Origin of the sequence: Collimonas sp. OK242, from assembly GCF_900107095.1 — a bacterium.
Taxonomy (GTDB): Bacteria; Pseudomonadota; Gammaproteobacteria; order Burkholderiales; family Burkholderiaceae_D; genus Collimonas.
The window spans coordinates 55,314-68,175 of sequence record NZ_FNOR01000014.1; the positions used below are offsets into that span (position 1 = coordinate 55,314).

Consider the following 12,862-nt stretch of genomic DNA (forward strand, 5'->3'; position numbering starts at 1 on the left):
TCTTTCAGTTCAGTGGGATGCATCTTTGTACCCGGATAAATGCCAGAAATCGTAAAAATTGAACCACTGCAGCGGGGCTTTTAAGCAAAAATGCTCGAGCCTTGCCGCATAGGCGGCGGCCAGTTCATGGAGGACTTGATCGCGACTCTTGCGCGGCAATTGAATCGCTTCCCGAAACAATTCGAAATGACATTCGGAACGGCCGTTTTTTGTCATTGAGAACAGCAGGTAGACGGGACACTGCAACACGCTGGCCAATACATAAGGGCCGACCGGAAAGGCCGCCGTTTCACCCAGGAATGAGGCACATGCCACGCGCGGCACGGCCGCCACCGGGATGCGATCGCCGGCAATCGCGACAAATTCGCCGCGCCCTACTTTCTCCGCCAACAGCATGGCGGTAGCTGGTGTCATCTCAGTTACCTGCATCAGGTTCAACTGGCTGTCCGGATCAAGTGTTGCCAGCAGCCGGTTAAACGCCTGGGCGTGTTTGGTATGCACCAGCACCGTAATCCGCAACGCATGACGCTGGCGCGACAGCACCCGGCATAACTCAAGATTGCCCAGATGCGCACAAATCAGCAAACCGCCACGCTGCGCCTGTATGCTTTCCTGCATCTGCTCGCGGCCGAACGAAACTACGTCCGCCGTCTTGAACAAACCGCCCCACAACAACATCTTGTCGAGGATATTTTCGGCAAAAGCAGCAAAATGCTGGAACACCCCGCGCCAGTCCGGTCGAATCCGGTTGAGCCTGGCCACGGCCGGATTGAAATCGCAAAGCCGTTGCAAATAAAGCATGGAAGCGCGGCGGGCGGCCGGCTTGCTCAGCACATACCAGCCCAGCACCGGGTACAGAACCACGCGAAACGGCCAGCGGCCGGCGATCCGGTAGATCCCGAACAATAGCCGCATGCCGCCCACAAAGCTGGCTTCGTTGATCTGTGCCCAATGATGTTGGCTGGCGCTCATGACCGGCCTCGCGCCAGCCACAGACGGCGCGCCAGCAGGCGCGGCGCGCGTATGAGCATGCCAAAAAACAAGGTCGCGTGCATACGCGAGATCAGCACATTGTCGAGACCAACCCGAAAATGCGACACGCCGTCCATGGGGTAAGTCACGCGAGTCGGCAGATTGACGACCGGCACGCCATCCCAGTGCAAACGCACCAGTACCTCGGTATCGAAATCCATCCGCGCGCCGAGTTGTTTACGCTGCGTCAGGTGCATCAAGGACGGCAAGGGATAGACCCGGAATCCGCACATCGAATCCTTGATATCCAACGACAGGGTATTGATCCAGACCCAGACATGCGTCAGATAGCGCCCATAGAAACGCACCGACGGCACGCTGTCGTCATATTGCGGACAACCGGCAATCAAGCTTTGCGGCTGGGCAGCGGCCTGCTGCAAAAACCGCGGGATGTCGTCAGTGCAGTGCTGGCCGTCGGCGTCGATCTGCAACGCATGGGTGTAACCTGCGGCGGCAGCATGCCGGACAGCCGTCAACACCGCCCCGCCCTTGCCGCGATTGGCGGCATGGCGCAACAAGGTGACCCGCTGCGGATGAGCGGCGGCCAATTCATCAAGCACCGCCGCGCACGAGGCTGAACTGGCATCGTCTACCAATATGCAAGGCAAGCCGTGCGCCAGTACTGCCGCCAGCACCGTGCCGATGGCGTGTTCATGGTCGTAGACCGGGATAAGCGCGCATGGCCTGAATTGGGCGGCTTCATGTCCGACCTCATGCGCGGGATTCAATGCAGGCATCATTTCAGCTTGCTGCATGGCTGCCCCCAAACGTGACGCGGCCGCTGGCATGCTGCCCGGCCGTCGAAGCCATGCGAAACGCCAGGCTGCTTTTTTGAGGATCGTGCAGCAACTCCAGTTGCACGACCGCGCCTGGCAAAATCACCCGTTGAAATTTCAAGCCGAGCATGCCGAGGAAATGCGGCGCCAGTGCAAAATATTGCCGTCCATAGCTGATCGCCCAGTCGAGTTGCACCACGCCAGGCAAAATCGGCGCACCATCAAAGTGGCCGTTGAAATACAGGAGATTGGCCGGCACGGTCAACTCCAGCAATATGCGATGGGTTTCCTGTTCCAGTACACGCACGAGCGGCTTGCGCGGAAGCTCGGCCAGGTCCGAGCTGGCGGGCGCAGGCGATTCCAGCAGCGCCAGCAAATCGGCGCGGGTGGTCTTGCCTTGTGCATTCACCGGCATCGCGTCCAGATAACGCCAGCTGCGCGGCAGCGCAACCGCTTCCACCGCATGCGCCATGCCGTTGCGCAGCATGCGATTCAAGGCCAGCTTGCCTTGCGTTGCCAGAATCTGCAGGCCGGCAGCGGACAGCACAACGAAGGCGGCAATCCGCTGCCGTTGCCGCGGACTGAACTCTGACGTCGATTCGGCCCCTGACTCTGGCTGTTCCAGCAACAACACGCGCACATCTGCCACCTGCGCCATTGCTTTCAGTTGCCGCTCCAATGCGTCCAGGGAGATGCGTTTTTCTTCGACCTTGACGATGCGATCGATGCGTCCTTCCAAACGAAAACGCTGCGGGTCGATAAACTGCACCTGATCAGCCAATGCGTACCAATCGGAGTCAGGCAAATGGGGCGAGCAGATTTCAAGCACGTTGTCGTTAGCGGCGACGCGCCACCTAATCGCAGGCATCACTTGCCAGCTGTCGTCTGCGCCGGCGCCACGTTGGCGCCAGGCCACGCCGCCGGTTTCAGAACTGCCGTACACCTCAAGCGGAATCGATCCCAGCAGCGCCCCGGCGGCAAAGGCGATTTCTGCCTCCAACGGACCGCCGGATGAAAATATGGCACGTATCGAAGCGGCCTGATCTTGCGCAAACGTGGCAGGCAGCCGTCTCAGGTGGGCAGGACTGGAGATCAGGACGACTGGTTTGCCACCTGGTGGCGGCTGCAGCTCTTCCAGATAAGCGATTTGCTGAGCGTGTATTGCGCGGCCGTTAGTCAAGGGCCACAGTATCTTGAACAGTAATCCATAAATATGCTGGTGCGAGACCGTTGCGACGACATCGGCGTTGCCGATCCTGTCGCCAAACAACTGTTCCAGAGACGCCACTTCGGTGGCCAGCTGAGACAAAAATTTTGGTACCGCTTGCGGTTCGCCGGTACTGCCCGAGGTATAAATCACCAATCCGGGAAAATCCGGCAGCAAGGCTTTGAATTCGGCTGCTGTCTGGCTAGGGCTATCGTCGTCGATATCGAGACTCAACGGCGCATATCGGGGCGGGAATTCACCCAGGTAGCCGTCTACCAGCGCACTCAGATTGGCGCAGGTGGCAGGCAACGCATCGCCCGGCAAATAAATGGTCTTGTCGGCTTGCCATGCGCCCAGCAAGATGCAGGCAAAGGTGGCGCTATCGCTTGAATACAAGGCGAAGCGCGATCCGGCCTGGCGCGACAGCAAGCGCCGCCAGGCGGCAACTTGCGCAAGCAGATAGGCATAGCTGAGCGGCTTGCCGTCGCGCCATGCGAACGGGCGCTCCTGCCCTTGGTGGTGACCGGGCAGCGCACGCAATAAGGTCAGCAAATCAGGGGGATTAAACATGCTGACCATCCGCTTGCCCACCCAGCTGTGCCGCGAGTTGCCGATGACGGCGCCGGACAATGATCCTCACCAGATATTCAGCGGCAAACAAGCAGCCCATCAGGACATAAGCCAGGACGCCGTTGTAGAACGACCAGACGGCAGCAGAGGCCCAGATGGCGGTCAGCAGGGCCAGCGTGCCATTGACGACGAAAAAACCGCACCATACCTGGGTAACCCGGCGCGTATAGGCAATCGCGTAGACCGGTAACGCCGGATCGCTCAGGCGGGCCATGCGCTCGATGACCGATGGCGGCGCATACAGACTGTAGGCGAACACCGCCAACATGCCGAGATTGACCAGCACCGGATATAGCTTCAAAGGCAGCAATGCATTGTTCCATATCGCCAGCGCCGCCAGCAGCAAGGCGCCGGCCAGCCACCAGCGGCTGGCGCGATTCAGTTTCAAGGCCGGCAGACGGGTGGCTGCTGCCAGCACCAGCAACAGCGCAAGCAAGCGCGGCTCGACGCGCCCGTGTCCGAACCAGATCGCGAGCGGATAGAGCAAAGTGACCAGCAAGCTGACCAGGGTGGGCAAAAAGCGCCTGATAATGGGTAAATTCCGCATCCTGTGTGAAGATCCCTGGCGGTCTTACTTGCCATCCTCTGCCAGCAGGACAGCCAGCGCGTCGACCACGTCTTGCACGGTGCGGACGGCCTTGAACACATCGGGCTGCAAGCGCTTGCCGGTGAGTTGCTTGAGCTTGACCACCAGATCCACCGCATCGATGCTATCGATATCCAGATCCGTATACAGATTGGCTTGCGGCGTCACCTGCTCCTTGTCGATTTCGAACATTTCATGCAACACATTCACCAGCCACAGGTAAATTTCTTCCTTGCTCATGGAATTGGTCAATATCATGTCACACCGTCACTTCTTTCTATTGCTGGCAATCATCGCAGCCAGCGCGCGTACCGATGCAAAATGGTTACGTGTCTCCGCCGAGTCTGCCGACAATGAAATGCCGTAGCGCTTTTGGATCGCCACGCCCAACTCCAGCGCGTCGATCGAATCCAGGCCGAGACCGTCGACAAACAACGGCGCGTCGGTGACGATATCGGCCGTAGTGATATCTTCCAACTGCAGAACATCGATGATGATCTGCTTCACTTCTTCTTCAAGCTGCTGCATAGCCCTGGCTTTCTTTCCTAAAATAATCTTGCAGATGGGCAGTTAAATGCCTTGCTGCCAATACTTCGCTACCGGCTTTTGCCAAAAATTCGTGTACGTCTATATCCTCTTTCACTTCAATGCTGAAATGCGCCGCTACCGGCGGCACCTGCCACCACTTGCTGCCCTTGCCCAAAGTCGGCGGCAGGCAACGGATCACTACCGGCGTCACATTTGACAAACTGCGCACGGCGATATTGGCGGCACCGCGTTTTAAGCTGATTTGACCATCACCGTCAGTGCGAGTGCCCTCCGGAAAAACAATCAGGTTGCTGCCGCGCCGCAGGGAGCTGATGCAATCCTCGATCAGCCCGCTGCCGCGGTCGTTGCTGATGTAGCCGGCGGCGCTGACCGGCCCGCGCGTAAACGGATTATCCCAGAGCCGGTCTTTGACTATGCAGTCCGCACGTTTGACAAAAGCCATCAGGAACACGGTGTCAATCAAGGTCGGGTGGTTTGCCAATATCAACAAGCCTTGCCGCTCCAATCGCTCCAGTCCGCTAATTTCGTAGTTCAGCACGCCCAGCCATCGCATACATCCGACAAAGCCGCGAAATGCCAGCCGAATCACACGGCGCGCTGCCGATATGCGCAGTTGCCGCTCCCAAATAAGCAGATTCATTACCGGGAAAACCGTGACACGCAAGAGCAAGCCGCCGACGGCAAACAGTACAAAGCTGAAACCGGTTGCCAGCACGCGCCAATAGCGATTGGCGCGCTTAAGCAAGACGCCTCCAGCACCATCGGCGGCCGTCGATGGTTCGGACCAACTCGGGATCTTGACGTAAATAAAAGGCCAACACTTCCAAACCGGCGGGTTGGCGGCCGCTGTCTGACTCTTGTTCCATTGCATCCATTTCATCTCCAGCCTGCCCACACCAGGACAGAGAAATGGTACTACCCGATTCCACGCTTGCCAGCTGTTCTGCCTGCGCGGATTGGATTAACCACGCCCAAGCAAATGGCTGTTCCCGGCAATCCTGGTATTCTTCAAATATCTCAGGCAAAAAACCGTCATAAACCACCAGCAACACCTCAGCCGCACCGTCCGCAAGCAGGCCGCAGGCTTCAATTACCGCATGTTCTACGCCACTGTGGCCGGCTGCCAAGGCCGCATGACTGGCCTGATCCTGACGAGCGATGGAAAATAAACCGGCAGCAGCATTATGGACTGACAAACTGAAAGAGGTGGGAGACAGAGGCTGCTCTTGAGCAAGGTCGGCCAGCAACTCTACCGAGCGCACGCACTCGCCGTGACGAGAACAAAACACGGTCGGCACATCGGCCTTGCCGTCGAGACAACGATAAGCCGCTTCCAATGCCATTTTGCCCATGGCGCCTGCACGCCGGCGCAACATGGCAGGCATGGCTGAAACAGCAGCTTCGCCATTGCCGGTAATGACATAGGGATGGCTGGCCCATGCCAGCCAAGCGGCAGCCGTATCCAGTCCAGGCGCCCATGCCGCGTCAGCTACAATTGAAAACCTGACACCTCCGAGTTTCATCTCACCATTCTCCAACGCCCGTCAAATCGATTTCATGTTCTGCCAGCAATCTTGGGAGTTGAGCCGATCGCAATTCCAGTCGTAATTTCAATCATAATCCTTGCATTTCGCGCGGCATTATAAGCTATATACCGCAGAGAAATATTATTAATCATGCACTATCTCTATCTTTAAGCTTTTCTTACAATCCCTTATGGTAAGGCTTGTTTTTACGCCGAAATATACAGCAAGTTTTAACATAAAGAACGGCGTAAAACCGATCATTTTCATTCAGTTACAGTCATTCTGATGATCGGAAACAACACAATCCTGGCGGCTTGAGATCGGCGACTACCCTTGCCGACGTGGATAGCCCTCGGCGGTAATCCGTTGCCAGACCTTGGTTTTCTCTTCCTCGGTCATGAAGACCCAATGGGCAACCTCATTAACGGTACGACCACAACCGCGACAAACGTCGTCGAAAGTGGTGGAACAAACCGCCACGCATGGGGTATCGGGACGTTGCGGAGGAGACTCTGACATGCTGACCTTTGAATATGTAAAGCGTTGCCGGGATATCGGCAGCAGGCGCGCCATTTTATAACAGCGGCAGGACGACTGCGCTGATTAGGTGTGCTCGGAAACAGGGATCCGCGCTGAGTCAAGCAAATATGTTCACTATCATTTCAGCGACGCAAACAACGACGATAGGCAAGAAGCAATATACAATCTTCACTGAATATATTTGCCAATTGGTAAAACAGCATTGCGGACTGGATATCAGAAAGAAAATAAGTCATGGAGCAAAAGGCGCCGCGTCGCACCCGCGAAAAAATCATGGATCTGTCGCTGCGACTCTTCAATGAGTTCGGCGAACCCAATATCACCACCACCATCATCGCCGACGAGATGAAAATCTCGCCGGGAAACCTGTACTACCACTTTCGCAACAAGGACGATATCGTCAATTCGATTTTCGTCACGTTCGAGGAAGAAATCAGCCGCATGCTGGCCATGACGCAAGGGCAGCGCCCTACCATGCACGACGTCTGGCACTATCTGCACCACATGTTCCAGCTGATCTGGCGCTATCGCTTCTTCTATCGCGATCTCAACGACCTGCTGTCTCGCAATCGCACCCTGGAACTCCACTTCAAGGAAATCTTCGGTCACAAGATAGCCGTGGTCAAAGAGTTATGCCATGGTTTGCAAGAAGATCAGGCGCTGCATGCCAGCCCGGCCGAGATCGACGCCCTGTCGTCCAACATGGTGGTGGTAGCCAGCTACTGGCTGTCCTACCAGTACGTCCTGAATCCGCGCCAATATACGGAACAGGCGGTAGTGGAACATGCGCTGGCGAGCGGCTGCTACCAGGTGCTGGCACTGATGCAACCCTATCTGCGCGGCGAAACGCTGGTCCATTTTGAACAACTGAAGACCAAATATTTGCAAAGCACGGTCTGATGAAATTTCTCTGCATTTATTGCGGCTCCTCTCCCGGCGCGACACCGGTCTATGCGCAAGCAGCGCGCGCACTGGCGCAAGCCATGGTCGAACAGCATATCGCGCTGGTGTATGGCGGCGGCAATGTCGGCCTGATGGGAATTATTGCCGATGAAGTCATGCGCCTGGGCGGCCAGGCCACCGGCGTCATCCCGGAAGCATTGCTGAAAAAAGAACTAGGTCACAACGGCCTGACGCAACTGCATATCGTCAAGGACATGCATGAGCGCAAAGCGATGATGGCCGACCTGTCCGATGGCTTTATCGCCATGCCGGGCGGTGTCGGCACGCTGGAAGAATTGTTTGAGGTATTTACCTGGGCTCAATTGGGATTCCACCAGAAACCGATAGGCTTGCTGAACGTCGACGGTTTTTACGACGGTTTGCTGCAGTTCATCCAGCACATGGTGTCGCAACGCTTCCTGAAAGGCGAGCAGGCGGATATCCTGATAGCGGAAGCGCAGCCCGCGGACTTGCTGCAGCGGTTCAGGTCGTTTGTGCCGCATCACCTGCCGAAATGGCTGGACCGCAACACCATCTGAAATGCAAACGGGGTGGGCACACTCATAGTGCCCACCCCGTCGCATAACCCTGCCAGACTAAGCCTGCAGCGCTTGCCGGAAATCTTCCACCAGGTCTGCCGTATCTTCAATCCCGATCGACACCCGTATCAGCGATTCGCTGATGCCCATGGCAGCGCGGCGCTCTGCTCCCATCTCATAGAAAATGGTATGCGCAACCGCGATGACCAGGGTGCGGTTGTCGCCCAGATGGGTGCCGGAGATCGCCAATTTCAGGCGGTTCAGGTAATCGAAACAATCGATTTCCGGCTTCAATTCAAAACTGAACAGATAACCGGACGCACGGAACAGATCGGCCGCCAACGCGTGTTGCGGATGTGATTTCAAGCCCGGATAGTGTACTGCCGCCACCCGCGGATCGGCTTCCAGCATCTGCGCTACAGCCAGCGCACTGGCGCTGCTGCGCTCCATCCGCAGCGCCACGGTTTCTGCGCCGACGGCGATATGGTGCGCCGCCTCCGGCCCGAGAGATGCGCCGAAGTCACGCAAGCTTTTGGCGCGGATCTGCGCCATGGCCCATTGCACCTGCGGATTGCGTTTGTAGGCATCGAGGATATTCGGATAGCGGCTCCAGTCATACAAGCCGGTATCGGTGAGCGCGCCGCCCAGCGCATTGCCATGGCCGCCGATCGACTTGGTCAGGGAATTGACCACCAGCCCGGCGCCCACCGATTTCGGCTGGAACAGATAAGGCGAAGTCATGGTGTTATCCACCACGAATAAAATACCGCGGTCGCGACACAAAGCGCCAATGCGCTTGAGGTCGGCAACCTGGGTGCGCGGGTTGGCAATGGTTTCAACAAACACCATGCGTGTCGCCGGTGTCAATGCGGCTTCCACCTGCGCCACATCGGTGGCGTCGACCATGCTCACTTTGCCGCCCAGACCAGCGAAGGTTTGCCACAGGCTGGCGGTATTCCCGAACAAGAATACCGATGACACCACGTGATCGCCTTCGCGCAGCAACGCTTGCACCAGCGCACCGATGGCCGCCATGCCGGAAGCGAAACAGATAGTGGCGTAAGCCCCTTCCATTTTTGTCACTTTGTCTTCAAGCGCTGCAACGGTCGGGTTGCCCTGGCGGCCATACCGATAACCGGACTGCTTGCCCTGGAATACTTCAGCCAGCTGGCGCGCATCGCTGTAACCCCAGGTTACCGAGGTGTGGATAGGCTTGTGCGGCGCGCCGTGCTCGATGGTTTTTTGCCGGTCGCTGTGCAGGATGGTGGTGGTGAAGCCGTATCTTGAAGTCATATTTGATTAATGCTTGTTTGAGAGCCATGGCATGCAGGGCGGGCAAGAGAACTTGCCCACCCTACTTCGCGACCTGACAATCAGTCAACTTGCGCCAGGCTCAAATTCAACTGCGAACGCACCGCATCTTCGCTTTCAGGCTTTGGATTATTGCGTGCGAACTCGATGCGGTCGAGATAGTCGCGCGAAATGTCGCCGGTGATGTAGTTGCCGTCAAAGCAGGATGCTTCGAAATTCTTCAGCAGAGGATTGACGTCGGAAATCGAACGCTTGAGGGCGTCGATATCCTGATACACCAATGCATCAGCGGTAATTTCGCGGCAGACTTCTTCATCGGTGCGGCCATAGGCGATCAGCTCGCCGCGGGTCGGCATGTCGATGCCGTAGACGTTGGGGAACTTGACCGGTGGCGCGGCCGAGGCAAAGATCACGCGCTTGGCGCCGGAATCACGCGCCATTTGCACGATTTCACGGCTGGTGGTGCCGCGCACGATCGAATCGTCGACCAGCAGCACAGTCTTGCCCTTGAACTCGGAACCGATGGCATTGAGCTTCTGGCGCACCGATTTCTTGCGGATTGCCTGCCCTGGCATCAGGAAGGTGCGGCCGATGTAACGGTTCTTGATGAAGCCTTCGCGATATTCGATATTCAGCTTGAGCGCCAGCTGGATTGCCGCAGGACGGGACGAATCGGGAATCGGCATGACCACATCGATGTCGCCGCCGGGAAATTCGCGCTTGATCTTGTCGGCCAGGTACTCGCCCATTTTCAGGCGGGTTGCATACACCGACGCGCCGTCGATGATCGAATCAGGGCGGGCCAGGTAAACGAATTCGAAGGCGCAAGGATTCAGGGTCGGATTGTCCGCGCATTGCTGGTTGTACATCTGGCCATCGATGTCGATGAAAATCGCTTCACCCGGCATCACATCGCGCAGGAAGCGGAAACCCAGGCCTTCCAGGGCGACCGATTCGCTGGCGATGACGTACTCAGTGCCCTTGTCGCTTTCATTGAGGCCTATGCACAGCGGCCGGATCCCGTACGGATCGCGGAATGCCAGCAAACCATGGCCGGCAATCTGCGCCACCACGGCGTAAGAGCCGCGCACACGCTTGTGGACGCTTGCCACGGCCTTGAACAAGACGCCAGGATCGAGCGAGTAGCCGATCGTTGCCTGCTGGATTTCATGCGCCAGCACGTTCAGCAACACTTCGGTGTCTGAATCGGTGTTGATATGCCGCCTATCGTTTTTGAACATCTCGATTTTCAGCTGCTCGGCGTTGGTCAGGTTGCCGTTGTGCGCCAGGATGATGCCGAATGGCGCATTGACGTAAAACGGCTGCGCCTCTTCCGCGCTGGCGGTGCCTGCGGTCGGGTAACGCACCTGGCCGATGCCGAAATTGCCTGGCAGCGAGCGCATGTTGCGGGTGCGGAAGACGTCGCGCACCAGGCCGTTGGCCTTGTGCATGAAAAATCCGTTGCCGTGATTGGTAGCGATCCCCGCTGCATCCTGACCACGATGCTGCAAAAGCAACAAGGCGTCATAAATGAGCTGATTGGCGGGGTTGTGGGAAGCGATGCCGACTATGCCACACATGGTGGACTCCTAAACAATAAACAATCCGGGACTACTCAATGGGATTCATGCAAATTTCGGCGTACCGTGCCGGCGAAATTCCACGTAAATCCTGTAAAGCGAATTCAAAACTTCAGATGGCTGGCAAACTGCCCGGGCAAATACGGTATGACAGTACGCGCAGCGGTCTCCGCCAACGGGCTCAGCATCGCATCGCGCCATAAAGGCTGTTGCGGAATTGCCGTAGCACCACATACCAAAACCACCGCCAACACAATCACCAGGCCGCGCGCCACGCCGAACAAGACACCCAGCCCATGATCCACCAGTCCCAGACCACTGGCTTTGATCACGGCTTCCAGCGCCATGCTCAACAACATCATTAATAACCTTACGCCAATAAACAAAGCCAGAAAAGCCACGATTAAACGCGCTACATTTCCAGGAATCACTTCGGGCAGCAATTTTGCCAGATTTTCACCATACGCGTTGGCGACCACCAAGGCCACGACCCAACCTGCCAACGACAGGATTTCCCTTACCAGACCGCGCAAAGTGCTGATCACGACCGAGCAGATCAGTACGAATATCACCAGATAGTCGAAAATTGTCACGCTGTCCGCATCGTTGTCTGCATATTTGTGATCAGTGGCCTATATGGCGCCCTATGCGGCCGAAATCAAGCCACGCGCTCGCTGGCTCGTTAGCTTATTATCAACCTGGAATCAAACTGCCGTTCAGACCCAGCCTGGTCAGCTTGGCGCGCATTTTTTCAGCCTCTTCCTTGCTGTTGAACGGACCAACGCGGATACGGATGCGATCCCCGGCCTGGGTTGGGATTTTTTGAGTATATGAATGAATGCCGGCTTCTTTCAGCTTGCCCTGCAGCTCATCGACCTTGTCTTGCGATGCCAGTGCTGCCACCTGCAGCGCGAATTTTCCCGGCTTCTTGTCGGCTGCCGGCGCGGCTACAGCCCGTCCTTCCAGAATCGCTTGCGCCCGCGCTGCGTCATCATGCTTGTCAGCAACCTGGCTTGGCTCGGTTTTAGGCTTTGGCTTCGCCTCGGGCTTTGGTTTAGGTTCCGGCTTGGGCGCGACCTCCGGCGGCGCCACCGCTACCACCTTTGGCGTCGGCGCTGTAGCAGCATTGCCAGCCACGGCGGGTTTGGCTGCGCTCGCTGCCGGTGGCGCTGGTGCAACCGGGGTGCTGCTGGCCGGATCAACTATTTCTTCCTGTTGATCAAGGCCGCTGCTATTGCTGACCGATGCCGCCGCGCTGGCCGAGGCACTTGCGCTTGCGCCCAATTTATCGCGCGAAGGGATTTGAATTGCAATATCGTTGGGCAGCGACTTCGGCTCGGAATCTAGAATCATCGGCAACACAATCACTACCGCCAGCACCAGGGCTACCGCTCCAACCAGCCGGCGCCGGGCTCGCTTCTTTTCCGGCAGGACCGGATCTACCGCTTCATTCGGCTGGTTGCCGACCTTGCTTGCCTTGGCTTTGCGCGCACGCAGAGGCAGTTCGCCCTGCTCCGCGCCAAGGCCGAATCCGGCATCCGCCTTTGAACGATAAACGCCCTGGTCAGGGTCTGTTTGCTGCTTGTTTTTGCGAAGAAAAGAGAACAAACCCATGCGATATTTTTTGCTAGCCAGTGAGCCGGT

At 57.2% G+C, this 12,862-nt stretch carries 15 protein-coding genes; 2 read left to right on the forward strand and 13 right to left on the reverse strand.

Annotated elements, in window-relative coordinates:
- Nucleotides 1–9: 9 nt before the first annotated feature.
- The 9 genes from BLV81_RS16325 to BLV81_RS16365 all read right to left on the reverse strand — a co-directional run bounded on the left by BLV81_RS16325 (nt 10) and on the right by BLV81_RS16365 (nt 6,825).
- A complete protein-coding gene (locus BLV81_RS16325; protein WP_092358157.1) occupies nt 10–972 on the reverse strand; it encodes an LpxL/LpxP family acyltransferase in 963 nt (320 codons plus the stop codon).
- Nucleotides 969–1,787, reverse strand: coding sequence for a glycosyltransferase family 2 protein (locus BLV81_RS16330; protein WP_092358159.1), 819 nt, complete (start codon nt 1,785–1,787; stop codon nt 969–971). Before BLV81_RS16330 ends, BLV81_RS16325 begins: the two co-directional genes overlap by 4 nt.
- Nucleotides 1,774–3,585, reverse strand: coding sequence for an ApeI family dehydratase (locus BLV81_RS16335; RefSeq protein WP_255365281.1), 1,812 nt, complete (start codon nt 3,583–3,585; stop codon nt 1,774–1,776). The genes BLV81_RS16330 and BLV81_RS16335 overlap by 14 nt, the downstream gene beginning before the upstream one ends.
- Complete coding sequence (locus BLV81_RS16340) at nt 3,578–4,192, reverse strand: COG4648 family protein (protein ID WP_092358163.1); 615 nt, start codon at nt 4,190–4,192, stop codon at nt 3,578–3,580. Before BLV81_RS16340 ends, BLV81_RS16335 begins: the two co-directional genes overlap by 8 nt.
- Nucleotides 4,193–4,216: 24 nt before the next feature.
- Nucleotides 4,217–4,489 carry an acyl carrier protein gene (locus tag BLV81_RS16345; protein WP_092358165.1) on the reverse strand — a complete coding sequence of 91 codons (273 nt, stop codon included), beginning with the start codon at nt 4,487–4,489 and terminating at the stop codon, nt 4,217–4,219.
- A 9-nt stretch (nt 4,490–4,498) separates the two neighbouring features.
- On the reverse strand, nt 4,499–4,759 hold the full coding sequence (locus BLV81_RS16350; protein ID WP_092358167.1) for a phosphopantetheine-binding protein: 261 nt from the start codon (nt 4,757–4,759) through the stop codon (nt 4,499–4,501).
- Nucleotides 4,746–5,525 carry a lysophospholipid acyltransferase family protein gene (locus BLV81_RS16355; RefSeq protein ID WP_255365282.1) on the reverse strand — a complete coding sequence of 260 codons (780 nt, stop codon included), beginning with the start codon at nt 5,523–5,525 and terminating at the stop codon, nt 4,746–4,748. The genes BLV81_RS16350 and BLV81_RS16355 overlap by 14 nt, the downstream gene beginning before the upstream one ends.
- On the reverse strand, nt 5,518–6,303 hold the full coding sequence (locus tag BLV81_RS16360; RefSeq protein ID WP_255365283.1) for a beta-ketoacyl synthase chain length factor: 786 nt from the start codon (nt 6,301–6,303) through the stop codon (nt 5,518–5,520). The genes BLV81_RS16355 and BLV81_RS16360 overlap by 8 nt, the downstream gene beginning before the upstream one ends.
- A 330-nt stretch (nt 6,304–6,633) precedes the next feature.
- On the reverse strand, nt 6,634–6,825 hold the full coding sequence (locus BLV81_RS16365; RefSeq protein WP_092358171.1) for a DUF1289 domain-containing protein: 192 nt from the start codon (nt 6,823–6,825) through the stop codon (nt 6,634–6,636).
- A 255-nt stretch (nt 6,826–7,080) separates the two neighbouring features.
- On the opposite strand from BLV81_RS16365, the gene BLV81_RS16370 reads away from it, so the two are divergent.
- Nucleotides 7,081–7,746 (forward strand): TetR/AcrR family transcriptional regulator, encoded by a 666-nt coding sequence (locus BLV81_RS16370; protein WP_092358173.1) that lies wholly within the window; start codon nt 7,081–7,083, stop codon nt 7,744–7,746.
- Nucleotides 7,746–8,327, forward strand: coding sequence for an LOG family protein (locus BLV81_RS16375; protein WP_092358174.1), 582 nt, complete (start codon nt 7,746–7,748; stop codon nt 8,325–8,327). The genes BLV81_RS16370 and BLV81_RS16375 overlap by 1 nt, the downstream gene beginning before the upstream one ends.
- Before the next feature lie 57 nt (nt 8,328–8,384).
- Here the strand turns inward: BLV81_RS16375 and BLV81_RS16380 are convergent, their stop codons facing one another.
- The 4 genes from BLV81_RS16380 to BLV81_RS16395 all read right to left on the reverse strand — a co-directional run bounded on the left by BLV81_RS16380 (nt 8,385) and on the right by BLV81_RS16395 (nt 12,832).
- A complete protein-coding gene (locus tag BLV81_RS16380) occupies nt 8,385–9,620 on the reverse strand; it encodes a cystathionine gamma-synthase family protein (RefSeq protein ID WP_092358175.1) in 1,236 nt (411 codons plus the stop codon).
- An 80-nt stretch (nt 9,621–9,700) separates the two neighbouring features.
- Nucleotides 9,701–11,218, reverse strand: coding sequence for an amidophosphoribosyltransferase (gene purF, locus BLV81_RS16385; protein WP_092358176.1), 1,518 nt, complete (start codon nt 11,216–11,218; stop codon nt 9,701–9,703).
- Between the two features lie 104 nt (nt 11,219–11,322).
- Nucleotides 11,323–11,811 (reverse strand): CvpA family protein, encoded by a 489-nt coding sequence (locus BLV81_RS16390; protein ID WP_092358178.1) that lies wholly within the window; start codon nt 11,809–11,811, stop codon nt 11,323–11,325.
- Between the two features lie 100 nt (nt 11,812–11,911).
- On the reverse strand, nt 11,912–12,832 hold the full coding sequence (locus tag BLV81_RS16395) for an SPOR domain-containing protein (RefSeq protein ID WP_092358180.1): 921 nt from the start codon (nt 12,830–12,832) through the stop codon (nt 11,912–11,914).
- Nucleotides 12,833–12,862 lie beyond the last annotated feature (30 nt).